This window comes from Pseudoalteromonas sp. CnMc7-15, assembly GCF_022347925.1.
GTDB classification, from domain to species: Bacteria; Pseudomonadota; Gammaproteobacteria; order Enterobacterales; family Alteromonadaceae; genus Pseudoalteromonas; species Pseudoalteromonas ruthenica.
Genome location: NZ_JAKRFT010000002.1, coordinates 622,415 through 647,701, shown reverse-complemented (window position 1 = coordinate 647,701; position 25,287 = coordinate 622,415). Strand labels below are relative to the sequence as shown.

The 25,287-nt window shown below is 47.6% G+C and carries 23 protein-coding genes and 1 pseudogene; 16 read left to right on the top strand and 8 right to left on the bottom strand.

Annotation, left to right across the window (positions count from 1 at the left end; all coding sequences use genetic code 11):
- Positions 1 to 54 precede the first annotated feature (54 nt).
- From MHM95_RS06740 to MHM95_RS06730, 3 genes are read left to right on the top strand one after another with little or no spacing between them, the layout of a single operon-like run.
- On the top strand, positions 55 to 636 hold the full coding sequence (locus tag MHM95_RS06740; RefSeq protein ID WP_045978924.1) for an NAD(P)H-dependent oxidoreductase: 582 nt from the start codon (positions 55 to 57) through the stop codon (positions 634 to 636).
- A 10-nt stretch (positions 637 to 646) separates the two neighbouring features.
- Complete coding sequence (locus tag MHM95_RS06735; protein ID WP_239384787.1) at positions 647 to 1,195, top strand: redoxin domain-containing protein; 549 nt, start codon at positions 647 to 649, stop codon at positions 1,193 to 1,195.
- Entirely contained in the window at positions 1,196 to 1,558 is a 363-nt protein-coding gene (locus MHM95_RS06730) for a cupin domain-containing protein (protein ID WP_130145876.1), read from the top strand.
- A gap of 56 nt (positions 1,559 to 1,614) precedes the next feature.
- Here MHM95_RS06730 and MHM95_RS06725 read toward each other — a convergent pair whose 3' ends face one another.
- Together MHM95_RS06725 and MHM95_RS06720 are read right to left on the bottom strand one after the other, a co-directional pair.
- Positions 1,615 to 2,823 carry a Xaa-Pro peptidase family protein gene (locus MHM95_RS06725; RefSeq protein ID WP_275441897.1) on the bottom strand — a complete coding sequence of 403 codons (1,209 nt, stop codon included), beginning with the start codon at positions 2,821 to 2,823 and terminating at the stop codon, positions 1,615 to 1,617.
- Positions 2,820 to 4,103 carry an FAD-binding oxidoreductase gene (locus MHM95_RS06720; protein ID WP_239384786.1) on the bottom strand — a complete coding sequence of 428 codons (1,284 nt, stop codon included), beginning with the start codon at positions 4,101 to 4,103 and terminating at the stop codon, positions 2,820 to 2,822. The genes MHM95_RS06725 and MHM95_RS06720 overlap by 4 nt, the downstream gene beginning before the upstream one ends.
- A 169-nt stretch (positions 4,104 to 4,272) precedes the next feature.
- Here MHM95_RS06720 and MHM95_RS06715 point away from each other — a divergent pair, with 169 nt between their 5' ends.
- From MHM95_RS06715 to MHM95_RS06680, 8 genes are all read left to right on the top strand, one after another.
- On the top strand, positions 4,273 to 5,187 hold the full coding sequence (locus MHM95_RS06715) for a dihydrodipicolinate synthase family protein (RefSeq protein WP_138510524.1): 915 nt from the start codon (positions 4,273 to 4,275) through the stop codon (positions 5,185 to 5,187).
- Positions 5,188 to 5,190: 3 nt separating this feature from the next.
- Complete coding sequence (locus tag MHM95_RS06710; RefSeq protein ID WP_239384785.1) at positions 5,191 to 6,192, top strand: 4-hydroxyproline epimerase; 1,002 nt, start codon at positions 5,191 to 5,193, stop codon at positions 6,190 to 6,192.
- A gap of 10 nt (positions 6,193 to 6,202) precedes the next feature.
- The gene (locus MHM95_RS06705; RefSeq protein WP_239384784.1) at positions 6,203 to 7,699 is read left to right on the top strand and encodes an aldehyde dehydrogenase (NADP(+)); all 1,497 of its coding nucleotides are present in this window, start codon (positions 6,203 to 6,205) and stop codon (positions 7,697 to 7,699) included.
- Positions 7,700 to 7,857: 158 nt separating this feature from the next.
- Positions 7,858 to 8,523: a GntR family transcriptional regulator gene (locus MHM95_RS06700; protein WP_138590036.1), complete on the top strand. Its 666-nt coding sequence runs from the start codon at positions 7,858 to 7,860 to the stop codon at positions 8,521 to 8,523.
- Positions 8,524 to 8,549: 26 nt separating this feature from the next.
- Positions 8,550 to 9,380 carry an alpha/beta fold hydrolase gene (locus MHM95_RS06695; RefSeq protein WP_239384783.1) on the top strand — a complete coding sequence of 277 codons (831 nt, stop codon included), beginning with the start codon at positions 8,550 to 8,552 and terminating at the stop codon, positions 9,378 to 9,380.
- Between the two features lie 25 nt (positions 9,381 to 9,405).
- On the top strand, positions 9,406 to 9,816 hold the full coding sequence (locus MHM95_RS06690) for an RDD family protein (protein ID WP_239384782.1): 411 nt from the start codon (positions 9,406 to 9,408) through the stop codon (positions 9,814 to 9,816).
- A 14-nt stretch (positions 9,817 to 9,830) separates the two neighbouring features.
- On the top strand, positions 9,831 to 10,301 hold the full coding sequence (locus tag MHM95_RS06685; protein WP_239384781.1) for an OsmC family protein: 471 nt from the start codon (positions 9,831 to 9,833) through the stop codon (positions 10,299 to 10,301).
- 9 nt (positions 10,302 to 10,310) lie between these two features.
- Entirely contained in the window at positions 10,311 to 10,814 is a 504-nt protein-coding gene (locus tag MHM95_RS06680; RefSeq protein WP_239384780.1) for an ASCH domain-containing protein, read from the top strand.
- Here MHM95_RS06680 and MHM95_RS06675 read toward each other — a convergent pair.
- Positions 10,803 to 11,324, bottom strand: a complete 522-nt coding sequence (locus tag MHM95_RS06675; RefSeq protein ID WP_239384779.1) for a hypothetical protein — start codon at positions 11,322 to 11,324, stop codon at positions 10,803 to 10,805. The two genes, MHM95_RS06680 and MHM95_RS06675, sit on opposite strands and share 12 nt — an antisense overlap.
- Positions 11,325 to 11,555: 231 nt before the next feature.
- Here MHM95_RS06675 and MHM95_RS06670 point away from each other — a divergent pair, with 231 nt between their 5' ends.
- The gene (locus tag MHM95_RS06670; RefSeq protein ID WP_239384778.1) at positions 11,556 to 11,963 is read left to right on the top strand and encodes a hypothetical protein; all 408 of its coding nucleotides are present in this window, start codon (positions 11,556 to 11,558) and stop codon (positions 11,961 to 11,963) included.
- 346 nt (positions 11,964 to 12,309) lie between these two features.
- The gene (locus MHM95_RS06665; RefSeq protein ID WP_239384777.1) at positions 12,310 to 14,373 is read left to right on the top strand and encodes a winged helix-turn-helix domain-containing protein; all 2,064 of its coding nucleotides are present in this window, start codon (positions 12,310 to 12,312) and stop codon (positions 14,371 to 14,373) included.
- 46 nt (positions 14,374 to 14,419) lie between these two features.
- Here MHM95_RS06665 and MHM95_RS06660 read toward each other — a convergent pair whose 3' ends face one another.
- Positions 14,420 to 16,609 carry a DUF5916 domain-containing protein gene (locus tag MHM95_RS06660; protein ID WP_239384776.1) on the bottom strand — a complete coding sequence of 730 codons (2,190 nt, stop codon included), beginning with the start codon at positions 16,607 to 16,609 and terminating at the stop codon, positions 14,420 to 14,422.
- 269 nt (positions 16,610 to 16,878) lie between these two features.
- On the opposite strand from MHM95_RS06660, the gene MHM95_RS06655 reads away from it, so the two are divergent.
- Positions 16,879 to 17,337, top strand: a complete 459-nt coding sequence (locus tag MHM95_RS06655; protein WP_239384775.1) for a lysozyme inhibitor LprI family protein — start codon at positions 16,879 to 16,881, stop codon at positions 17,335 to 17,337.
- A 308-nt stretch (positions 17,338 to 17,645) separates the two neighbouring features.
- On the opposite strand, the gene MHM95_RS06650 is transcribed toward MHM95_RS06655, so the two are convergent.
- Positions 17,646 to 18,101: an energy transducer TonB gene (locus tag MHM95_RS06650; RefSeq protein ID WP_239384774.1), complete on the bottom strand. Its 456-nt coding sequence runs from the start codon at positions 18,099 to 18,101 to the stop codon at positions 17,646 to 17,648.
- A 265-nt stretch (positions 18,102 to 18,366) separates the two neighbouring features.
- Here MHM95_RS06650 and MHM95_RS06645 point away from each other — a divergent pair, with 265 nt between their 5' ends.
- Positions 18,367 to 19,497: a hypothetical protein gene (locus MHM95_RS06645; protein WP_239384773.1), complete on the top strand. Its 1,131-nt coding sequence runs from the start codon at positions 18,367 to 18,369 to the stop codon at positions 19,495 to 19,497.
- 163 nt (positions 19,498 to 19,660) lie between these two features.
- Here MHM95_RS06645 and MHM95_RS06640 read toward each other — a convergent pair.
- The 3 genes and pseudogenes from MHM95_RS06640 to MHM95_RS06630 all read right to left on the bottom strand — a co-directional run.
- Positions 19,661 to 19,778: pseudogene (locus MHM95_RS06640) on the bottom strand (IS3 family transposase); the annotation flags it as partial.
- Between the two features lie 402 nt (positions 19,779 to 20,180).
- On the bottom strand, positions 20,181 to 22,586 hold the full coding sequence (locus MHM95_RS06635) for a DUF2309 domain-containing protein (protein WP_239384772.1): 2,406 nt from the start codon (positions 22,584 to 22,586) through the stop codon (positions 20,181 to 20,183).
- Positions 22,586 to 24,154: an NADH-quinone oxidoreductase subunit L gene (locus tag MHM95_RS06630; protein ID WP_239384771.1), complete on the bottom strand. Its 1,569-nt coding sequence runs from the start codon at positions 24,152 to 24,154 to the stop codon at positions 22,586 to 22,588. The genes MHM95_RS06635 and MHM95_RS06630 overlap by 1 nt, the downstream gene beginning before the upstream one ends.
- Positions 24,155 to 24,251: 97 nt before the next feature.
- Here MHM95_RS06630 and MHM95_RS06625 point away from each other — a divergent pair, with 97 nt between their 5' ends.
- The gene (locus MHM95_RS06625; protein ID WP_022945812.1) at positions 24,252 to 25,139 is read left to right on the top strand and encodes a LysR family transcriptional regulator; all 888 of its coding nucleotides are present in this window, start codon (positions 24,252 to 24,254) and stop codon (positions 25,137 to 25,139) included.
- The last annotated feature ends 148 nt before the right edge of the window (positions 25,140 to 25,287 follow it).

The window sequence follows — 25,287 nt, the reverse complement described above, 5'->3', positions numbered from 1 at the left end:
ACTATTATAAACCACGTGGTTTTAAAGTTAAACATTCACTTAGGAGACTTGCATATGAGTAACGTACTGATCATTAATGCACACCATCACTACCCGTTTTCGCCGGGAAATCTCAACCAAAGCTTTGTTGATAAAGCACAAACACTTTTAGCAAACAAAGGTTACAACATCCAAATAAGCAAACCCTCAGAGGGGTTTGATGTGGAAGCTGCGCTGGCACAGCACCAATGGGCCGATATCGTGTTAGTGCAAATGCCCTTGAATTGGATGGGGGTCCCCTGGTCATTCAAAAAGTATATGGATGAAGTGTATACCGCTGGTATGGGCGGAGCACTGTGTAATGGCGATGGACGCAGCGCCGATGCACCGCAAAAAAACTACGGCCGTGGCGGTACCTTAGGCGGTACTCGTTATATGTTGTCGGTGACGGCCAATGCGCCGCAACAAGCCTTTAATGACCCTGAAGAGTTTTTTGACGGTCATAGCATCGACGATTTATTAATGCCCATGCATATGAACTTTAAGTTCTTTGATATGACGCCAATGCCGACATTTAGCGCTTTTGACGTGATGAAAAATGCTCAGCCTGAGGCCGATTTTGCGCGCTTTCAAGATCACCTAGAAGCACATTTTTAAGGAGCTCGCCATGAACGAATATACGCAAAAGTTACACGCTGGCAGCGAGTTTCCAGTTATTAAAGTGCCGACGTTGGCGGGCGCTGAAGTGCAATTAGGGCATACCCGATCACCTTATGACTGGCAGTTGCTGGTGGTTTATCGGGGCCGACATTGTCCCATGTGTAGCAAGTATCTTACCCAGTTATCGGCCGTGACTGAGCAACTACATAGTCTGGGGGTTGATGTTATTGCTGTCTCTGCTGATAGCAAAGAACAACTTGAAAAGCACCTTGAGGAGTTGACTGTGACTTTCCCCATTGCCTATAACTTAAGCCTTGCTCAGATGCGGGCTTTGGGGTTGTATGTCTCGGATCCTCGCTCGCCAGAGGAAACAGATCACCCCTTTGCTGAGCCCGGACTCTTTGTGGTCAACGCTCAGCAGCGCTTGCACGTAGTGGATATTTCTAACAACCCCTTTGTACGCCCCGAGCTCAATACCTTGGTTAGTGGCCTCAAATGGATACGTGATGTTAACAATTACTACCCCATTCGGGGCATGCGTAAAGAGGTGGGCTAAATGAATACTCAGTTAGTTATTGCCATGATGACACTGTTGGCAAGCCTGCAAGGAGTAGCTAAGGCGGCGATACCAGCGCAGAACGCTGCGCCAGCGCAGTATCAAGTGCTGTTTGAGAATGACCAAGTATTGACCTTGAAAATGACGCTGGCCGCCAATGAACGAGATAAGTGGCACAGCCATCACAGTGAAACGGTTTATTTTCAGCGTGGCGGAACTCTTGCTATTGAAACCGAGCAGGGGATGCAAGAGGTCACTGTAGCCGATGGTGAGGTCATGTGGCATCCGTCTTGGCGCCATCGCGTCACAAACCTCAGTGCCCACCCCGTAGTGGCGATTATTGTCGAACAAAAGCCACAATGATTGAGGGGGTTATGGTCGCAGCTGAGTTCAATTTGACATCGGCTGCGACCTCTTTGTTACAACCCAAATGGGTTATCAATGCTGTGTGCCGGCTCAGTAAACCACTTTGGCCCCTCAGCCGTGGTGTAAAAGTGATCTTCCAAACGGATACCAAAGTCGCCGGGAACCACCAGCATTGGCTCATTAGAAAAACACATATGTTCTGCTAACACCTGAGGGTTGTCTTTGACTAAATAAGGCCATTCGTGGATATCTAAACCAATGCCGTGCCCTGTACGGTGGGGGCAACCAGGTAATTGGTAGTCTGGCCCCAGACTTTGGGCGCTGAGATAATCGCGCGCGGCTTTATCTACATCGCCACAGGTGTTGCCTACTTGGGCGGCAGCAAACGCTTTTAACTGGGCGTTTTTCTCATACTGCCAAAACTGTTGTTGTCGAGCGCTTGCTTCACCAAACACATAGGTGCGAGTGATATCGCTGAGATAACCGTGTAATTGGCAACCGGTATCAATTAGCACCATATCCCCTTGTTTCAGTGTTTGTGGGTCTTTCACTCCGTGGGGGAAGCTGGTGGCTTGGCCAAAGAGCACTATGCAAAAGTAGTTGCCGCTGGCACCGACTTTTTTATGCGCTGCATTAATAAATGCCTCGACCTCAGTTGTGGTGATCCCCTCATGTAACATCGACGCCGTGGCTTTGTGCACTTCTAAGGTCATGTCCATTGCCCGCTGAATAAGGGCAAGCTCGTGAGTGGATTTGTGCATGCGACAATGGGCTGTGACTTCGTCAGCATTGACCAGCGTTAATTGTGGCGCCGCTTTAGTGATACCGTCGGCGATGAAAAATTGCGCGCTTTCGTCAATGCCCAGCACCGCATCGTCGCCACAACCCATGCCTTTTAGCACCTCGGCAATTAATGCATAAGGGTTTTGCTCTTCTTGCCAACCATGAATATCGGCATCAATCACCTGGTAATCTCGCAACGAGCCTATTTCAAAAAAAGGCGCCACGAAGGCCAGCTCGCCTTGGGCAGGCAGTAACGCGCCCACCAAGCGCTCACTGGCATACCACTTTAGTCCCGTGAAATAGGTCATGTTGGTACCAGCATTTAAATAAAGGGCATCAATGCCATTTTCCTGCATAAAAGCCTGGGCTTTGGCGATGCGTTGGCGATATTCGTGCTCTTCAATGGCGCTGATATCGCCGGTCATATCGCTCAATTGTGCTAAGGCTTGTTGTTGGTTTTGATAGCCAATGCCTTTCATAACGCTTTGCTCCTGTTACCTTGAAACCGCGCGATGCTCAAGGCATCGATATTCATCGCGGTGGGTTGTTGATTAATGAGTGCAGCAATCAACTCACTGGTGATGGCTGCTTGGGTTAACCCCAAATGTTGATGGCCCAGCGCCAGCAATAGACTTGGATGCCTGGGGGCTGCGCCAATGACCGGTAATGAATCTGGCAAAGAGGGTCGCGCCCCTTGCCAACAGGCCTGCTCGTCAAACTCAGTGCCTAGTTGCGGCAGCAACTCCCGCGCATGAGCCAATAGAGCGTGAGCGCGCGCCATATTTGCAGGCGCTTGCAAACCGGCAAATTCAACCGTGCCGGCCAGTCGCAGGCCTGCACTCATGGGCGTCATAATAAACTGTCGCTCAAAGCTGGCCACCGGGCGTTTGAGCCCGAGGTGTTCGGATAACTGATAATGATAGCCGCGCTCCGCCTCCAGCGGCAGGGCATAGCCTAATTGCTGACACAGTACTTTACTCCATGCGCCGGTACAAACAACCGCTTTGCGATAAAGCTCGCGGCTGTGTGCGCTACTCACCCGACAATGTGAATGCGCACAGGTCAAGGAAGTGACTTTCTCGGCGCGGTAGTGCCCGCCTAAAGCACAAAACTGGCTGAATAAGTATTGGCTTAATGCGCCAGGGTCGGTGCTGTGACCCACGGCTTCAAAATAAAGCGCGCCGTCGATATGGGCAGTTAAAGCAGGCTCTAGCTCTTTTACCTGAGCGCGCTTGAGTATCGAAACGTCCACGCCTTGGTGCGAGTACTGCGCAGCCACGGCTTTAATTTTATTTGTTGTCGTGCTCTCGAAGGTTAACAGCGAACCTTGGTGTTGTACGTACTGGTGGTAATCATTTGCGAGTAAGCGCTGCCACGCGCCAAGGGCATGGCTGTTTAAGGTGCTCAAGACTTCAGTGTGGCGACGATAACGATGCGGCATCATATTGGCCCCAAAGCGAGCAAGCCATGGTAGTAGCTGGGGTAGGTATGTGGGCGCAATACGCAGGGCAGAGCGCTGGCTGATCAGCATTTTAGGCAGCTTAGGGAGTAATGAAGAGCAGGCCATGGGGAACACTTGTTCGGTGGCAAAGTGGCCGGCATTGCCAAAAGAGCATTGGCTGCCCGGCGGCTCAGGGTCATACAAGGTGACTTGATAGCCTTGGCGGTGCAATTGATATGCACAGCTCAAGCCAATAACGCCGGCACCGAGCACCGCAACGCGGTTGTTAGCAGCATGATGTTGAGCCTGACTTTGCATTCCTCGTTTTCACCTCTTAGATATTTCTTTTTATAAAATTAAACTGCTTATAACTCATGCTATTACGTTTATGAGTGCGCTCGTTTAGCTGGCTTTGTTAATTTTGTATGTTGAATATTGTATACAATATATCTATGATGGCAAGCATAACGACAACAGAGGAACTAATATGAACGTAAATTGGCAGGGTGTTTATCCGGCAGTCACCACGCAATTTCATGATGACGACAGCATCAACTTTAAAGCCACCGCAGCGATGATTGATAACCTTATTAATGAGGGGGTGCATGGCATTATTGTGCTTGGCACCGTCGGTGAGAACTGCTCGCTGCGCAGTGAAGAAAAGCGCCAAGTGTTGGCAATGGCAAAAGAGGTGGTTGGTACACGTGTGCCGCTATTAACCGGGGTGGCTGAAACAACCACGCAATTTGCTATTGAATTTGTCGCCGATGCGCAAGCTGCAGGAGTGGATGGGTTAATGGTATTGCCGGGCATGGTGTACCGCAGCACTGAGCGCGAGGCCATTGATCACTATCAGCGCATTGCTAGGTCGACCCAGTTACCTATTATGATTTACAACAACCCGGTGACCTATGGCGTCGATGTGTCTATTGCCGGCATGCACACCTTAGCGCTTGAGCCAAACATCGTTTCGGTGAAAGAGGCGACCGAAGATACACGCCGTATCACCGAGTTGCTTAGTGCGTTTGGTGAGCGTTTTGTGGTGTTTGGTGGTGTTGATGACATTGCTCTTGAGTCCTTAATGCTCGGCGCCACCGGGTGGATATCGGGGCTTACCAATGTCTTTCCTCGTGAGTCTGTGGCCATTTACCAATTGGCTCAACAGGGGCGTTATGAGGAGGCGCGGGAGCTTTGGCAGTGGTTCTTGCCACTGCTGCGTTTAGACACCATCCCCACCTTAGTGCAATGCATTAAATACGCTGAGCAACTGGCTGGACGAGGCAGTGAGCGCACGCGCGCACCGCGCTTGCCACTAACCACAGAGCAAAAAGCTGAAGTGGAGCGCCTTTATAACACGGCCATTGCCAATCGTATCGACTTAAGCAAGTACAACCTGGACTAGCCTATGAACCGGGGGACCTTTTTCTGTATTGACGGCCATACCTGTGGTAACCCGGTGCGCTTGGTAACAAGCGCCCACCCACCGCTGCGCGGCCAGAGTATGAGTGCGAAACGACAACACTTTTTGCAGCATTACGACTGGATCCGTCAAGCGCTGATGTTCGAGCCGCGCGGGCATGACATGATGTCAGGGGCCTTTTTGTATCCGCCGACCACAGCAGATGGCGATGCCGGGATTTTATTTATTGAAACTTCGGGCTGCTTACCTATGTGCGGCCACGGCACCATAGGCGCCCTGACATTTGCATTGGAAAATGGCCTGCTGACACCGCAAGACCCACATCGGGTGCGCTTAGATACGCCGGCCGGGCGCGTAGATGCTCATGTGCGTCGTAGTGGCGACAAGGTCGAAGCAATCAAGCTATACAACGTGCCTGCCTTTTTGGCCTTTGAACAACTTACTATTGAGGTGCCTGAGCTGGGGGCGCTAAGCGTAGATATTAGTTTTGGTGGCAACTTTTACATCATTGTTGAGCCGCAAGCCAATTTTGCTGGTATAGAGCATTGCAATGCTTCGTTTTTACTGCGCTACAGCCCGTTGATCCGCGATATTGTCAACGCCCAAGTCGAGTGCATCCACCCGCAAGACCCCACCATGCGCGGGGCATCTCACGTGCTGTGGACCGGACAGCCCAAACACACCAGCTCCGATGCCGCTAATGCAGTGTTTTATGGCGACAAGGCCATCGATCGTTCGCCCTGTGGCACCGGGACCAGCGCGCGCATGGCACAGTTATATGCGCAGGGGCGCTTGCCTATCGGGCAAGCCTTTGTTCATGAAAGCTACATCGGCAGCCAATTTATTGGCTGCATCGAGGCGGTGACCGAAATCGCAGGGCGCACCGCCATTATTCCTAGTATCGAGGGCTGGGCTCGCGTCACCGGTCACAACTGCATTGTGGTTGATGACGACGACCCCTACGGCTTCGGCTTTCAAGTGTTATAAGGAGACCAAGATGGAGAACTATGCAGCAGGCCTGAGTGGCCTTAGCTTTATCGCTGGCCAGTGGCAAAGTGAGCAACAGCAGGTATTTCATGCCTTTTGCCCGGCGCGCAATGAGGACATGGCCACACCCTTTTACAATGCCTCTTTGCAGGATGTAGAGAGTGCCTGCGCGAGCGCTGAGCGCGCTTTTATCGCCTATCGGAGCACCTCGTATCAGCAGCGCAGTGAGTTTTTGCACGCTATTGCCGATGAAATTGAAGCGCTCGGCGATGAGTTACTCAATACCACTCATCTAGAAACCAATTTGCCCTTGGCCCGGTTACAAGGTGAGCGTGGGCGGACGATGAATCAACTACGCGCATTTGCTGATGCCTTAGCCGACAATCTGGCGCCTTTGCACTTGCACTATCACGATGCTGGCGAGCCAAATCGCACCCCGTTGCCTAAGCCTGACACCACCTTGCGTTTTTTACCCCTGGGGCCAGTGGCGGTTTTTGGCGCCTCTAACTTTCCTTATGCATTTTCAACTCTCGGGGGAGACACCGCAGCGGCGTTAGCCGCCGGCTGCCCGGTGATAGTCAAAAGTCACCCAGCACACCCGGGAACCAGCGAGTTGATGACCCGAGCCATTGCTAAAGCAATAAGCCGCTGTCAGATGCCTGAGGGAACCTTTGCCATGTTACAGGGTACCGATCATAGCATTGCTCACCAACTCGTCAGTGCTAAGCAAATTAAGGCGGTGGGTTTCACTGGCTCTTTAACCGTGGCCAAGGCGTTAATGAGTACCATACATAGCCGTGAAGAGGTGATCCCTTTCTATGGTGAGCTTGGCGCTATCAATCCACAGATTATTTTACCCCAGGCGCTGGCAAGTGCGCGTACTTTAGGGCAACAGCTGTGTGCTTCATTGCTGATGGGTCATGGCCAGTTCTGTACCAGCCCAGGGCTATGGTTAGTGCCAACACACGGCAGCGATGAGCTTATTGCGGCAGTACGCGAGCACATAGGCGATGCGCCATCGGATACCCTGCTTAGCCCAAGTATTATTGACGCCTATGAGCGTGATACCAAAGCGTTAGCCCAATGCAACGGTGTACAAGTGTTGGCACAAGGGCATAAAAGTGCGCCATTCCACGCGCAAGTACAGGTGTTTACTTGCAGCGCTGAGGATTTTATCAATACGCCGATGCTGCATCAAGAGGTGTTCGGACCGGCAGCCCTTATTGTTCGTTACGATGATGAGCAGCAGCTATTGCGCGTTATTGATGCCTTAAAAGGGCAGCTAACCGCTTCAATCTATGGTGAACAAACCCAGCATCAGCCGCTTATTGAACGCTTAAGTTATAAGGTAGGGCGGTTGATTTATGGGCAAATGCCTACCGGTGTAGAGGTGTGCCAATCAATGAATCATGGCGGCCCATACCCGGCTGCCACCGATGTGCGCTCGACCTCGGTCGGTTTAGAGGCGATGCGGCGGTTCTTGCGGCCACTGTGTGTGCAGCGCTGAGCCGATAACGTTTTCGTTTTAAGTGTCCCCCCAATGCGGCCAACACTCCCTCTGTTGTCCGCATTTTTCTAATTGTAAAACAGGTACATAGATAGCACTCGCAAGATAAATACAGGGTGGTATACTGTATTCCATGGACCACCTACCAACACTCTTATATGGCAATTGAGCATAAAACCCGTACCCAACTAGTTGCTGAAGCAATTCGCGAAAAAATCTTACTTGGCGAGCTAAAATCAGGTGCGCCACTGCGCCAAGCGGCGTTGGCACAAGAGCTCAATGTTAGCCGTATTCCCGTGCGAGAGGCTCTACTGCAGCTTGAATCTGAAGGGTTAGTGAACTTTGAGGCCCATAAAGGAGCAACGGTAACCGAGGTGAGTGCATCTCAGGTGGATGAAATTTTTGACTTACGGGCACTGTTAGAAGCCGAGCTACTGCGTCATTCTTTAACTAAGCTCACCGATGCTGATTTCAGCGAAGCCGAGGTGCTATTGCAAGATTTAGAAGCGGCGATGGCAGCAGGGGATACGCAAGCCGCAACTGGGCACCTTAACAGCGCATTTCACGCCAAATTATATAGCCGTGCGCAGCGCCCGCAAACCCGTGAATTAGTTGAGCAATTTAGCAAAAATTCAGAGCGTTACGTGCGCATGCATATTCTTCTTGCCGGGGGGTTAGATACTGCACCGGAAGAGCATCGTGAGTTACTTAAACTGTGCCGCGAGCAACGCGTAGACGATGCCTGTGCGTTTTTATATCGCCACATCAGCGGCGCTAAAGACGATATTAAAGAGCTGTTATTAACCATGGAAGCGCAGGATTAACAAGCCATCTGCTCAAGGAAGAAACAATGAAACGATTCACTCACTGCTTGCTGGGCTTACTACTTATTTGCACCAGCGCTCAACTTTATGCCGGTTCGCGCGACTACCCCACAGTGAAAATTGGCGCATATGACGTTGAATATGAAATCGCAGGGAGCGGCGATGTTACCTTGCTACTTGAAGCTGGCGGCTCTGCCGGGTTGGATGATTGGCAACCTATCTTTTACGCGTTAGCCGAGCATGCCCGAGTGATCCGCTACTCTCGCGTCGGTAATGGCGGCTCCAGTGCGGTAAAAAAACACTATAGCTCAGAGCAGTATGCTCAAGAAGCGCTGGCTTTGCTGCAAGCATTAGCTATCACTGAGCCGGTGGTTTATATCGCGCACTCCTATGGTGCGTACATCGCGCGCACCTTCGCTGCGCGTTACCCCGATAAAATAGCGGCACTGATGCTTATTGACCCGGCCTCCGAGCATGACGTTGATATTATGCGGCAAATTGACTTGGCCACCGCTGAGCGGCAAATCGCGCAAGTTAAGCGCGATGATATGAAAAATGGCATGTCTAATCAGTATTTAGATTTTTGGTCCAAGCGGCCATTGCCAGACTACCCAGACATACCCGATATTCCAGTAACCGTTATTGCTTCGGTGAAAACCTATGAAGAGCCTTCACTGCTTTTATTTACTGATCAAGGCCGAGCTATGTGGGGCGACCTGCATAGCCAGTGGGCCCAAGCCTTCCCACAAGGAGAGGCGATACTGACCGATAAAAGTTACCACTTTATACACCATGAGCAGCCGCAGTGGGTAGTGGAGCATATACAAACCCTGATAAAGCGGGTACGGACAAAATAATAATGACACACTAAGGAAAGTGATAATGAAAGACAATAAAACCGCCGCACTGAGAATACCGGCATTTTTTATTGATGCAGCGTTCGTAGTAGCAGCCCTTGTTGGCCTGCTCGAGCTCTTGTTGTTTACCAACACTATAAAAGAGCCGCCGGCTGTCGAACTGGTGATGTTTGTTTGTGTACCAGTTGGCTTTTTTGTCTATTGGGCGCTCAACATTAACCTTGGTAAGCGCATATTTAAGCTGGTTATTGTTGACGAGCTTAGCGAGAAAAAGGCCTCGATATGGCAGTTGTTTTTGAGGTCGATACTCTTTTGTATGTTAGTTTCGTTTAATATAGTGCTACTACTGCCCCTGTTTATTTCAAAAAAGAACCAAGGCTTGCATGATATGTTAGCGAAAACACGAGTTATTAAACGTACTGGCGAACATAATTAGTAATAGGGGCAGTCATGTCAAAATACACAGCTAAGGTGATATGGTCTCTCCCTCAGGGTGAGAGCTTTTTAGATAACACGTATAGCCGAGGCCATCGTTGGCAATTTGATGGCGGAATTGAGGTTATGGCCTCGTCGTCACCGCAAGTGGTGCCCATACCCTACTCGGTCAGTGAATACGTGGACCCCGAAGAGGCCTTCGTTGCTTCGGTATCCAGCTGCCATATGCTGTGGTTTTTAGCCTTAGCGAGCAAAGCAGGGTTGGAGATCAGTGCTTATCATGATCATGCCCAAGGCGTGATAGCAAAAAACCAAGCCGGTAAATTGGCAATGACGGAAATAACCCTGTTTCCAGAGGTTAAATTTGCCGACCACACGACACCTTCACAGCAGCAGCTAGATGCCCTACATGAAAAGGCCCATAGCCAATGTTTTATTGCCAATTCCATTCTTACAGAGGTGCGGGTTGTGGGCACGCTAACCTAGTGAGCTGTGATGAGCGAAAGAGCGAATACTGAAGTTGCTGAGCACGCCCACTCATCGGTCACAGAACTATGGCTGCGCTACCTGGATACGCTTGTGGGTGAGCCCCGAGCGCAGGCTCGGCTGCAAGGTGTTTGGCATTTCTGCGATAATGAACACGACGCCAATGCCTGCGCGCGGTGGGTATTACAAGGAAGAAAACAAGCCACAGCTCCGAGTTTGTGGGAGTTAGAAGCTGCCGCAGAGCCGCTACCGCAAGTTGGAGATATTCATATTGTCACCAATTGGCAGGGGCACGCACAGTGCGTGATCCGCATATGTGCGGTGGAGGTGCTTAGCTTTTCCGCCGTAACTGAGGCTCACGCTGCTTTAGAAGGCGAAGGTGATGGTTCGTTGGCGTATTGGCGCCGCGAACACCAAGACTACTACCAGCGGGTACTCGCAGGCAGTGATAAGGTGTTTACTCCCTCTATGCCCATTGTATTTACGAGCTTTGAGGTGCTATTAAAAAGCTAGCGTTTCACTTACCGATGTGTGCTCTGCGTTGTCGCACTGCAAATGCTGCGCTACATAACGCGGCACATCGAAAGGGGCACCATCTAGGCTAAAGTGATTATCTAAGGCGTAGGCCATTTTTTCTAATGGCGTATCCATATACCCGACACTTTGAATTTCCTGCATATAGCGGGCAATAAATTGCGCCATACCAAGGTGCTGCCATTGGGCAACATGCACTAACTCATGAAAGTGAACACGGAGGTTTGTTGCCACATGAGGCTGCAAGTAATAGGTGTTGTTATAAGTGATACCAGCGGCATCCATATCGATAAAAGTGCCAAGGCCAAGTTGGCGAAGCTCTGGGAAGTCGGGCTTAGGAAGTGTATCAACGACAACAAAATAGGCGTTATGTAGAAAGGCCGTAGGATAAAAATCAGCAAAGTTATCCATTAACTGATAACAACTCTGCCTCTGCGGTGTAAACTCATTGTTGGTATGCTCTATCCATTGGGTTATCTGTTCTAACATTGATACCTTCCTTGTAATTGGGGGCAGCGGCAGCCTAATGGCTGGATCCCGTTCGCGCAACACATGTCTTTTTCATAGTTTCCAATATATTAATGTATAAGGCAAACAATGCTTAAAACCATCGATAAATATGAATGTTGGTAAGGTTTAAGATGGATTTGGTTGTTAAGGGCGGTTATTTTAAATTTAGTTTAATGCATATTTAAAGGTGCTTTTTTAAGTGGAGGTGGTGTGAGATTTTTATTGTTAATTATTCCTTTTTCGTTTTCATTGTGTGCTGAAGAGTCAGGCGTTATCCCAAAAAGTATTAACTTTGTTTCAACTCATTGGGTGCAAGGAAAGGGAACTTTTAGGGTAATTAGTTTTAACTCAGAGTACGAACCCTGTTTTATCATTGAAAACTATGAAGGCGGCCTCCACGCTGGTTTAACAAGTAGCAATAAGGTGTGCTCAGTTAGCGTACCAAGCAACGAGGTTGTAAATATCAATCACGATAGGTCAGGGGGGAGTTGGTTTGAAGACTTTGAATGGGTAGATGATGGGCTCTCCTTTGCGTTCGACTCCGCAAAGGGAAAGTTTAATTGTATTGCTGGGCTACCTATCTCCATTGGTGATTTACCCCAGTGTATGAAAAAATAGAATAGTTAAATGGATTTATAGACTTTCGCTCATTATTACCGAAAGCAGATTAAAATTTTAATTACTCTTATGCCTGTCCAATTATCTACTTACCAACCCAAGAATCGCAATAAGCTAGGGCTTAATTACTTTAAAGAACCAATATAACTCCCTACTGCCATGAGCAAGAGTCTCGCCGCAATGCTGATTAAAGCCTGCAACCACGCTTATTTCAGGCCAAAGCGTGATTCTCAGTACTGAAACCTAAGCGCGTGATTACACCGACGATTTTGTTACAACCTAAGCTTGCATTGAACCGCCTTCCTTATAGACTAGGGAGCAATAAAAAGAACAATTCGAGCCATCAATGGAATGTATTTTCTTTGGCGAGTATCGGTTTGATACCAGCACCCATGAATTAAAGAACCAAGAATATTCCGTTTCCTTAGACCCAAGAATGGTTGCGCTGTTGCGGTTTTTTCTTGCCAACCCAAATAGAATTATTAGCCGAGACGAATTGCAACAAGCCATCTGGCAGGGGGTGATAGTCACCGACAACGCTATTAATAAGCTTGTTGCCAGCTTGCGAAAAACATTGGCCGATGACCCTAAATCGCCGCGTTATATTCAAACTGTGCCAAAGCAGGGCTACCGCTTTATTGCCACTGTACACACTCAAGATAGCCTCAACACAAACGTGCATGTGGATGAAATTAACACCAACACCCAGCCCAAAAGCCGCAACCTTGCCGTTAAAGCTGCGTTGCCCGTACTAATTTGTGCGGTGGTTGTATTGTTGTTATTTTGGCAAAATGGCGAGAACGGCGGCCTAAATTACGGTGAAAATACCGTACTAACCCGCGTTGATGGGGCTAAAAGAAGCCTAGTGGTGGCGCCAAAAGGGAACACTGTAACCTTTATCAATAATACCTATGCCAATGGTAATGAGTTATGGCATAAGCGCTTGGACAACAATAATGACGATGTTGGTGCGGTTATTGAAAGTAAAGATTACTATTTTGACTCCCTTATTGCTCAAACCGCCAACGCACTGATTGTTAAAGGCTACTACCAAGACCAATGCGGCTGGTTCAAGGTGCCGTTTAGTCGTGAAAGTGCAGCACTGACTGCACCAAGTGCACAAATACTTGATTGCGAGAGCTTAATATCGCACCGATACACTTTTGATACACAAACCGAGTCGGTTTGGCTGCTTGGTCATGCCCGCAACCATGAGCATAGAAATAGGCTCTATCGAATTAATCTGAACCAAGGCCTTGAGCCGGTGGCTGTTGAGTTGCCTGAGCAATGGCATTTAGTTGATCTTGATTTAAAGCCCGGAGCCAAAAATTTGTTATTGGTTGCCAATAATAGTGAAGGGCAAAGTCGACTTTACCAGGTTGATCTTGCTACTGGGGCGGCAGAGCCTTTGATTGATGTCGCGCAGCAGTTGAATCAAGCTATTTGGGGCCATGCGCAGCATCAGCTTATTTATGTTTCCGCATCAAAACCCGCACAACTACAAATGCTGAATATTCAAAGCGGTGAGTCTCAGGTAATCGCCAGTTTAGGCGATAGACTATGTTGCGCGCTGGCGCGCCACCCCAATGAGAAAGATTACATCTACTCAACCTACGATAAAAACATAGATATTCGCTGGCAAAACCCTGGATTTGAGCTGGACAACAGTAATGGCAATGAGCGATTGCCGGCATTCGCTCATACTCAACCCGGTATTTACTTCGTTTCCAATCGTGCTGGCAGCGACCATATTTATTTTCAGGCCCCAGGACAAAGAGCACAGCAAATAGTGCCTATGTCCGAGCATATGGTATTAAATGAGCTGGCGGTTTCACCAGACGATAAGCTGGCCGTAGTTAATCATGATAATCGTCAGCTCTGGCTGGTGGATATTGTAGAGCACGGTATAGCCAAACGAGCACACATAGATGGCTATGGCTTTGCACTGTCTTGGCTTAACCCGACGTTGTTTTCTTTAACGGTGAAGAATCAGCACCAGCGCCGAGTGAGGATTTATAACCGACAGATGCAGTTATTGGCTGAACTAGACGCTCCTTGGGTACGCATTCTCGTCGATAACAGCGAGCCACAATTTGCTTACCTCATAAATCAAAGCAATGAGTTGTATCGTTTTTCCTTTTCCGAGATTCTTGATGGCCGGCTACCCGAGGCTGAGCCGATAGGAGAAGTGGCAAGCTATGCGAATGCCATTATTGATAACGGGGTGTTGTATTTAAATAACTATAAAGAGGCGCAGCTTTCCTCCTACAAGATAAATCCAACCTCTTTGCAGCTGTTAACTCAGCAACCGCTTAATGCTTACTATGGCTTTGATGTTGAAAATGGGCACATTGTCTATGGTGGTACGCGTGCGTTTAGCAGTGATCTGTATACAACACACGCGCAATAACAGGTTATGGCTTAAAAAGGGGGAGGGAGCTGTTAGCTTCGTGGCGCTACCATCTGTAGGTGTAGGCCATTTTTATAGCTGTTTCGTCAAACACTTGCTCCCGTTGGTGCCAGCCCTGCTGCAAATCGTAGCCCCGGTTGAGGCTAAGCAAGTACACGGCGTCTGGCGATGGCTCATAACGCACTCGACTGAATACCGAAAAACTGTCAGCTTGGGTGTTATGCTGCAGCAGATTATTCCACGACCATTCAGTATTAAAGGCGATATTCACGCGTAATTGAGTGTTGAAGAGCTTATCAGCGGCGGTGTCGGTATCGTAGTAGTACATATCGCGGCTCAGTTCCAAATATAAATGCCTATTCGGGCGGTAATTAAGGGTGGTGCTGAGTCGTTCAAAGTCGGCATCGTAAAACATCCCTTTTGCGAGTCTGGCGGTGACGTAAAAAGGTTTACTGTTCGCTGTTCTAAAATAGAGCTCATTGTGGCTGTAGTTATACTCTCCGGCTGTGAAGGTCAATTTATCGGTAAAGTTAAATGGTCGCTCGAGTATTTTTTGATAGCGGTTGTGACTGAGGAAAAAGAAGTTATCACCTTTGGTTTCAACCTGAAGCGGCCTTATAAATACGCTTTGCCCTTGGCGATGCCCCTCAGTGTTCTCCCTTAGATAATAAAAACCAGTGAACTGATAATAATTAATATGCTGAGCTAACCAACCCGATTTCGGCCGTATCCGATAATGACTCACGCTCTCGTAGTAGCGTAAATCTCTGCGATTCACAAACCCCAAAGCAGGGTTAAAGTCTTTACCTATATATTGAAAGCGCCCGCGTAAATAAAAAGCGTCGTTTAGCAGCCTCAGCGAGGCGCCATATGATGCTTTATCAGCATCGTTAGGCTGCACTTTATCTGCCAGCTCCGCTTGCTGGTAGAAGGCATGGGCAACTAGAGGATAGTCATTAAACAGCGTACTTTGGTAGCGGTAATCGGCACCTACTAGGGTTCTATCCCCCGAATCATCTGGGCTACCATGAGTTAAAATGGCGCCTAGCTGATGCGCAGGGGCAACTTGATGAGTTAATCGCGCCACACTTAGTTGCGTTTGTTGTGCTCGCGAAGTATCGCTATCTTGATTGACGCTTAATATCCCTAAACGAGTGTCGCCGATTTGCCCTGTGAGCTTGGTCCCCCAATTGATATCCAGTAAGTTCGAGTCTTTACCTTGTCCGATACGCCGGGAGTAAAACGCCATGCCGTTCGCGTAGTTATCATCCATACCGCCAAAGCGAAAGATCTGACTATCCTGCAAGAAAAAATCGCGCTTTTCAGTAAAATACTGGCTAAAGCGCGTGGTATTAAGCGGCACTTCGTCCACTTCTGTGCCGGAAAAGTCGGTGTTGAGGGTTAACATTCCCGAGAGACTTGGAGTCAGTTTATAGAGTAGGTCCAACGATGGCGCTAAGTCGCTCTCACTTTGGTTACGTTTATAGGCCAAGCTCGGCTTTGCTTCAATTCCAAGCCCTTGCTCTAAGCCCGTTAAACCGCTAATGGGCGCCAATTGATTGGTATGCCAGGCATAATTGCTGGGGTTATTGAGGTTCCAGTACACCTGAGTGTTCGGGCTCGCAACCCTATGGCGAAGCTGTAGCCCCCAGTTTTCGGTATCTTTTTCAAATGAGATGGACTGCATGGGAATAGCAATTTCCACATACCAACTTTGTGCCTCAATGCTGGTTTTGGCATACCAAAGGGTCTTCCACTCGCCAATATAGCGGGTGCCATCGACTAGGCCGTCTTCTTTTACACCGGAGGGGGTGACATGAAAAAGGTAGGCATCAGATTTATCGAAGTTGGTATCTAACACCAAACCGAAGTAATCTTCATGCCACATGTACTCACCTTGAGTGAGCACCCTGTCGGTGAGAGTTTGCTCAGGCTGGCTGATCTTCGCCGCTACGTAAAAGAACTCGCTATCGTAGCTGATATAAGCTTGTACCGGATAATCGGGGCGCTCGCCTATATTTGGGCGAAAAACGACAAAGTCCTCTATGCGTTTTGCATCTCGCCACTCACCCGCAGCGAATTTGCCATCGATTTTGGGTTTATTTTTTAAGTTGGGAATGGGCGTATCGGTGTGGGTGAATTGTTGCCACTTTGCCTGTACTGGCGTGCCTAGTAAGCAAATAAATAACATGAGTAACTTAACAAAGTAGCGTTGAATGGTTAGAGCATCTTTCATCTTTTTTTCTCGTTGTAAAACACCATTGGATGATGCGCGAATGAGCGCAAATAAAAGTGATAAAGACGAGAAATTGAGTGACAAAGTTGTGATTAAAGGTGATAAAGCAATGCCTAACAGGCTGAATATAAATGTTTTTTATAAGAAAGCTTTATAAAAAGTAGAGATTGCTTTAAAAGCCGAGTATCAATATCAAGGGAAGTTAACCGTGGCTTGAGAAGCACAAGATAGGCACAATGGTAAAGCTACAGTAAAGGAGTTTATGCAAAGTGATAAAAACCAAAAAAGGAATAGTTTATAAATTTGTTCTGGCATTTTGGCTGTTTATGGGGGTTGTAAAGGCACATGCAATCGATAATCCGGATGCACCAGACTTAATTGGAGAATTTGTAAAACGCGAGGCTAGCTATTTGTTAGCGATTGAAGACCCTAAAAATAGTACAAGTGACTATCTTGTTGCCTATAACCATTACCTGAACTTTTTGAATAAAGAGCTTGAGAAAGCTGCGCAAGAACTGACGTCTAAATTGCCAGATAATAGACGTTCAGAGTTGATAGCTGCGCAGTTGAACTGGGTAAAGTACCGTGATGCGGAATTTGAGTTTATTAAGAATACTTGGAACCGTAAAAGCTTTGGTAGCTCTGCAGCGATTTCTCGTGGTGATTATCGGGCAAGTATAGTTAGAGACCGTATTTTTCAATTGTTGCATTACACAAAGAACTTCTGAGCACAGGCACTGTAAAGCGGATGATATTTTAGATACTTGCGAGCACTGAGTCATAAGGGGTGAGGTGAGTAGGGCGATAAAAGCCGAGCGTAGCAATAACTATTCGGTAAAGCCATTTTTCGGCTCCCCAAGTGCGCGAATCGTAAGCCAATACTCTCCACAAGCTTAATACTCTTCTGCCAAAAGGAGCTTACATCGTGCATATTCTCCTGAAAAATAACGTCCTGTTAATAATGAAAATATAGTTGGCTTATATAAGCCACGAAGAAGCTAAGCCAACTGTATTTTATCCTAGAAGATGGTTAGGGTTATTGCTTATGCGGGAATCCACATTGCTTCTCTGCTTCAGCTTTATTTTTAGAATTACTAACCATAAAGTCCAACTTGATTGTAGTTAGTACTGGCGCTTTATCAGTATTTTTATCTGAAGCTGACCACTGCCAATTATTTAATGCTGCTGCTGCATGCTTGTCAAATACCCCTTCAGGGTATGACTTTTTGACTTTATAACCTCCCGCTTTCCCGTTTTCCTTGATGCCTACAACAAGCTCTACGCAGCCAGATAGACCTTCCTTAGCAGCATCAACTGGGTATTTGGGGTCTTGTCTTTTTTCTACTACCCAATACTCATTAACTAATTCCTTTTTATCGTCTGAGGTCAAATCAATATACTGAATTTGCTCTTTAGGAGAAGTAGGGGGAGTCGTTGAGACACATGATATCAAAAAAAAGCTAAAAATTGATAATGTAACTGTTTTTCTCATTGCTAAGTCCTTATGGCACTAACGTCCTGTTAATAATAAAAAATTTGATTGGCCAGAATAAGCGACGAAGGAGTAAAGTCAATAGTATTTTATGCTTTTTAAAAAGCTTGCTGGATGAAAATTCACAGTATCAATACTGAACGATAACGAGTAGATTAGTGTTAATTCGTTAAGTTTTATGTATTACATTTTTTGTTGTTGCATTTTTGTTTTTTTTGTGAAATGTTTTAACTTCTGATTTTTGAATATATATAAGGTGTATTTAATGAGGATATGGAAATCATTGAGCGTAACTTTAATCGTGGCGAGTTCTTTATTTATAAGCTCACAGTCTTTGGCTGCATTAACAGAAGCATATGGTTGTAAAAGCTGCTATTTTGAGGAGGCTAAACAAATAGCAACTTTAGAAGCTCCCAGAAACAACTGCAGTATATATGAAAATGGATCGCCAGCAACTTATTGCGAGCCTGTTAGGAAAGAGATCATAGTTTTGTCACAGAATGATGAAAGTATTTATAAATTTATCGTAAATACTGCTATTGATTCCTATGACAGGCCCACAGTGAGCGTAGTCTCGGGGTTAATTACTCCCACAGAAAGGCTAGCAGCATACGACTATTTCAAATTTCAAAACGACTTTGAATCTGTGATGTTAGGACTTAATCAATCTAGCTCATTCAAACTGTCGGAAAATATTTTCCAATACAACGAATCTAGCAGCTTCGATAAAGTTTTTAGTGAAGCTACAAGCTCTTCATGCCTTGAACACCCAACTAATTTTTTCAGAGGTAATGCTCAAAAGAGGGAAGTTAAGATGGAGTTAGCAGCTAGTCTCAACGAATTTGCTTCAGGACAAACTTGGGAAGAAATAAAACATCAAGCCATAGTTGGCGGAGGTGGCGTTTCGATAAGCAGATCAGGCGCAGGGATCAATGTTTCTTTAAAATACTTAGAAGAAAACTATTCAGCTTCTAAATTTTATGATTTTGCAAATTATTTAACATTTGATATGAGCGTAAAAACCTCAATAGTCAACGGCGATTCTGTTCAAATCTTTGCTGATTTTAGTCTAAATAAAAGGCTGTCAAAAATTGATGGTATTTCTGTAAATGATTTGTTTCAACCTGACAATGGAGAGTTCAGATTAGATACGTCTAAAATGTCTGAGTGTTGGGACGAGTTTATCCGGGACTCAGCCGAGGATGTTACTAACTATGAAGGTCCAGGAACAGGAACAGGCACTGAACAAGACCCATTTGTCGGTGGTTCAGGGTGGCCACAAGACTCATTTTGCTTATACAAAGCAGAAACAAACATATGCTCAAATGATGAAGAGGGGAACCAACAGTGCTGGACATCAACTATAAGTTGGATCGACACTTGCGGTAGATTTTAGAGAAATTAAAGCTCTAATTCTAATGACATCTGCACCACTATTAATTTAGTGGTGCTCAGCGGGCTAGAACTTTCGGTAGCGCACTGATATGTAAACACTTTGTGAGTTGTATACCTCCTCTAATTAGTTGCATCCGTAATTAGAGTTCATTCTTCGCTAAATACTACCATGGTGTAAGGTCGTTTTTCGTTATATTTGGTTATCCAGTTTCCCGTTAAACCTCGGTAAGTCCGGTTGAACCGTCCTATGTATGAGGTCTTTGTCGGCTTGCCCAGCTTAATAACTCCAGAGTTATTCCGTGCTCTTCTGCTCAACTGGCTAGGGTTACAAAATTAGTTGCACACTTAATATTTTTCCATGAATTCATAAAGTTACCAGAGTGGATTGGCAATGTCTAAATAGAATAGGGTGGTGGGAAACGAGCATTGAGATATCCGAGCCTAACAATGGCACGGTATGTAAAATAGTAACTTTAATATTTTCAGTGCTTTAGCCTGATTTTCTACTTATTCGGGCCAAAAGCTGTTCTGCATAACGAGCCTCATTTTGACCTTAGTGGACAACTTCACTTATTCCAAATTTACATGCTGGTGCGCATCACCACTGAGCGACTCTAAAAGCCAAGTAGCGCAGCTGTTATTGCTTTTGGCTGTTATGCTCTCATGGCACAACAGCGTGTATGCTTAGCATGTTTGCCACGCGCCGCCACAAAAGCGTTCAATCTGGCCGTCGTCGTCCCAGCGCATTAAGTTGAGCCAACGGTTATCAACCAGGCTTTTAACGCTTTCGTGGCGCGCATAAATAGACTCAATAGGCGTTCGTGGCGCGGCGATGTACACGCTCAAACGCAGTGGTTCGTGCATCCAGCGTTCGCCATTGTGGATAGATTGCATCGCCAGGCCAATACGTAAGTCGCCGCCGTTACCCTCAAAGATCCCTATGTTACCGCCTACTGCATTGTGCAATACCTTATTGCCACTGCCGTATTTGTAGTTATCGGTGACCGATGCGGTATATTGGCTGTTGATCCAATTTGTTACTATCATTGGCGCGGTCATAATAAGCTCTAAAGTGCGAAAGGCTTCATCATGTTGCCAGTGGTAGTCGTGCAAAAAGCTACGCCCTTGCAGGTTTGCATTGCGTGTCCAGCTACGCGGTGCGACGATAAAGGCGGCATTATTAGCCAGCCCCCATTCTGGGCGCACTTGCGACCAGTCGCCAGCGCGGTTTAAATAGGCTTTGTCGATGTCTTTATCGCTTTGCTCTTTAAGCTCAGGGGCAATATTGATCAGCCGTTCGCGCTGAGCTGTGTTCGTGGCGTTATCGAGCCACTGACGGCTTTGCTTGTCCAATTCGCTATCAAAAATCTGAATATGGTCGGTGGTGGTGTTATGCAGCGCGGCAACAAACTCGGTGACGCTAGGAATCGTGATCCCTTTGCTTGCCACCTGTTCACGTACTTTTTCGTCATTCAATAATTGCGCTAGCACACGCACATTCACCTCGCCGCTTTGTCCGCCACAGGCACCGCACTCAAGGCCGGCAGCGTGGAGGTTATTGGTGGTGTGGCTGCCGTGACCCACTAACAACACCTTGGGTGCATACCGCTGTATGCCCATGGCTTTGAGTACGCCGTAGGCGAACTCAGCTTGCTGCGCCAAGCTTAGGTTATGGTCGTCCTTATGCAGTTGCCACTCAATGTGCTCATTGTGTGCGGCTTGTTTGGCACGTTTAAATGAGTTTTTCAGCATTTTCAGGGCGTACATCCAGCCTGCGGATTCCACCATCGAAAATGACGACGGCGCCGCCTTTGACCAGCCTTGCCAATGGGCACTGAAGTGGCGTTTGCGTTTTGCACCTTTAGGCGCCTGCGCTTCACTTACTTTGATAACAGGTTTAAGCAGTCCCGGAAGTTGCGGGCGTTTGAGCGCGCTGTCCGCTGGTTGATATTCCAGCGGTAAGCCAAAAAAGCCTGCAAAACCAAAAGTATGAATATGCTCACTTTGTGCCTCTAAGGCACGGCGCATCACTTCTGAGCGCACATCAATACAAAACACAGCCTGTAGCGCACTTTCGCTAGGGGGAGCAGGCTCTGCTGCTTTGAGTGTGGCATGCAAGTTTTGCTGATAATTGACCTCTAACGCTTTGGCCCACACCCACAAAGGTTTTTGCGCTGCTTTAAACGCTTGTGTTCGCTCAGGAAGGTGCTGTTTTTCACATTGCCATTGCTCATGTAACACCGCGAATGTGCTGGTGTGTTGCGCTTTTAAATAGCGCCAAATGACCACATCCCAAGCCATGCGGATCGCCAGCAGTTGCAGCATGTCGTCTTGCGGTTGTTGATAGAGCCGGCCTTGCCAGCGAATGTAGGCCACCCATGAGGCCCAACCGTTCATATCGAGCAATAACGCATGAGCATAGGGCTCAAGCATATTATCATCCAGCTCTAATAAGCGCAGGCTTTGCGATAACAGCTCATCAGCCGTTTCCGGTAGTTGCTGAAAATATTCATGCAAACCAGCTTCATCCATGACGATACTGATGCCTTTGTCAGCACGAATAACACTGAGCCAGTGTTGGTATAAGTCTGGCATTGACGAGACATCGTCACGGTACAGCATCGGCCTTAACTTTTGGTAATGAGCAGCGCAGAACTGACTGATCTGATGGATTATTTCATCCCGCCACGCCATTTTGTGGGCCGGGCGGTGGGCGTCTAGTAAATCGGCGATATTGTGCCAATGCTGTTGTGGCAGCGCGATTTCCAAAGCACTGTGTAGTTGCTCGGGGGTGAAGTCATAGCCTAGTTGACTGTTGGCCATGGCCAAATGCGCATCGGTGATGTCGCCATCGGCCCAGCGCTGGCGATAATACGCACGAGGCATGAGCAAGTCGACATTGGCCAAGGTTGCCAGCCGGGCAGCCACATCTTCAATGGCAAGGCCGCGCATTTCCCAAAACGGATTAACCGCTATCATCTGATCTAACGGCCAGTTCGGCGCTATGTATTGGCATGCTTGAGTAATAGCCTGTTGCTGCGTGCTGCTCAAGCTAAATAGCGGTGAAGGCGAGGGTTGCTGAGCGCTCATTAAAAGTTCTCCTTAGCTGAACTGGCGGACGAGTGTGAGGCAGTTTTAGCATTTTGCCGGGTGGGCAAGCGCGTAGGCCATATTCTCAGAGTGAGTCGAGTCAGCCATTCATCTAAGTACAAACCTGCGAACAAGATAGCTGAGAGTGCTTGCACTCTAGGTTTATGGTTTTGATAGCGTAAAACATAACTGCAACACATCAGGCTGACAATCAGTAATAAGGTCCACAGGTCGGCAGCACTCAAGGGGGCCTCTCGCCAGTTACTTGCGGGCACAGCAACTGCAAACAGCGATTTAAGGGCAGCATAACAGCTGGCCAGAGCCAGAGCTAACAGCGCCATGGTGACAAAGTGGCCGTTGGTGATAAGTCCACGACGAGTAGCAATAAGCACACTCAAGGCGAGGGCAACCAGCGCCCATACACTGATGGCGCCGTAGTAACCGCTAAAATCGTATACCAAAGCTACGGCAATGCAGGAGAACACGCCACTGGCAAGCCAGTCTTTGCCATTGGGTGAGCGCCCTGGTGACAGCCGCCGAGCGATATCTTCTTGCACGGCGCTGCCTGAATTTAAAAATGCGTGTGCTTTGTAGGCTGAGTGGGTCACAAGGTGCAGCAGGGCGAGCTCAAACAGCCCTAATGCGCATTCAACCAGCATTAACCCCATTTGTGCACTGGTGGACCACGCCAAGCGTACCTTTACGCTTACCCGAGTGGTCATCACAAGGGCGCTGATCACTGTGGTGAGTCCGGCAACGATAAGTACTAACCATTGTCCCACGGTGGCTTGCATAAATAGGGGCGCGAAGATGATTAACAAAAAGCCGCCTAGGTTGATAACCCCAGCATGCAAAAGCGCACTAACCGGGGTAGGAGCCTCAACTACTTGCATCAGCCAACCGTGAATGGGTAGCTGTGCACACTTAATCAAGGCCGCTAGGGCAATAAAAAACCCGGCGCAGTGTTCGATGAGTGTCAATGGCACCGTGTTGTTAACATAAGAAGCGGTAATTTCATTGATTAACAAGCTATCGTGATGCCAATAAAGCAGAGCAAAGGCCACTAACAGCGAGGTTTCTGCGCAGCGTGCCACAATAAACTTTTTATGGGCAGCCATCACCGCACGCGGTCTGTCAGGATAGAACATCAGCAATCTGTGGAGGGCGAGGCTAATGGCCACCCAGCCCAGCCAAAACAGCACAAGGTGGTTACTAATTACCACTAAGGAGACCGCACTTAAGGTAGCGATTAAGCGTCGCCAAAATAAGTTGATTCGCTGCTCGCCGGCCATGTAGTTGCGGCAAAACTTTATTAATATCAAACTCATGAAAAGGATTAGGCCAAGGACGATTAAGCGCGCAGGGGACAGTGTTAATACGCTAAGGGGAGTGGCATCAAATTGGCTGTAAAGCACCGCTGTGGCGGCGAATATAAAGCCAAGTAGGGAGATAAGGCGAAACGCTCCTTTGCCATTGTTGGCACGCTTCTGCGTCCCTATATACCAAGAACTTAGCGCTAAGCTCACAGGAATAAAGGCCAGTAAAACAGAAATTAACATGTCACTCATCGATGGCTCCTTGGTTGAGTGCAGCTAGTATGGCAAAGATGCAAAAGTAAAAAAAATATATATAATTTAACGAACCGTTCTATTTTATATAAGTATAATGAATCGACTCAACTATCATCACCTGTATTACTTCTGGCGTGTCGCTCGTTTGGGAAACCTAACCCAAGCAGCGCAGGAGTTGCATGTATCGCAATCAGCGTTATCGGTACAAATTAAGCAGCTCGAACAATCAATGGCAATTAAGTTGTTCGCTCGCCAAGGTCGCAACCTTGTGTTAACCGATATGGGTAAGCGGGTATTGGCCTATGCCGATGATATATTTAATAAAGGTGAGGAGCTTTCGTCGTTTTTATTAAAAGGAGTACAGCAAGAGAAACAGCATTTGTCGATTGGTGTGCTTAATACCTTATCGCGGAACTTTATCGAGGGCTTTATTACCCCACTACTGAATCATCAAGATGTGAGCTTTTCTTTGACTGCGCGGCGCATGGAGGGATTGCTCAATGGCTTGATTGATCATGAACTGGATGTGGTGCTAACCAATCGCGCCATCAGCCCAAATCATCAAGACGATCTCTGGCAGAGCCGGTTGCTATCCCGCCAAGCCTTGGCGATAGTTGGGCCGCCAAGCACTAAAATAGACAGTGATTTTCCCTTGGGGTACGAGCAGGTGCAGTGGGTGGTGCCGAGCGAAAACTCAGAAATTCGTGACTCTTTTAACGCCTTGTGCGCGCGATGGCAGTACAAACCTGATATTAAAGCACAAGCAAATGATATGGCGATGCTTCGGCTATTGGCACGGGACAGCGGTGCGCTGGCGGTGCTACCACCGGTGGTGGTAAAAGATGAAATAGAGCAAGGCATATTGTGTCAGTATCAAAGTCTGCCAGATGCTTACGAGCATTTTTACGCCATCACCGCACAGCGCAAATTTATGCCCGATGCCCTCGCTCAGCTATTTGAGCAGGTTGCGGTGATCCCCTAACAGTCCTAGCCGCTGCTATAGCCGCGATGATCTCTCACTCATAAGAGAATTGACTAAGTATATAAGTATTTTATGTATATTTAATATTGTATACAATATGTAAAAGCGCTATGGTGTGTTCGCCTTGAGCAATAAAACAACAACATCA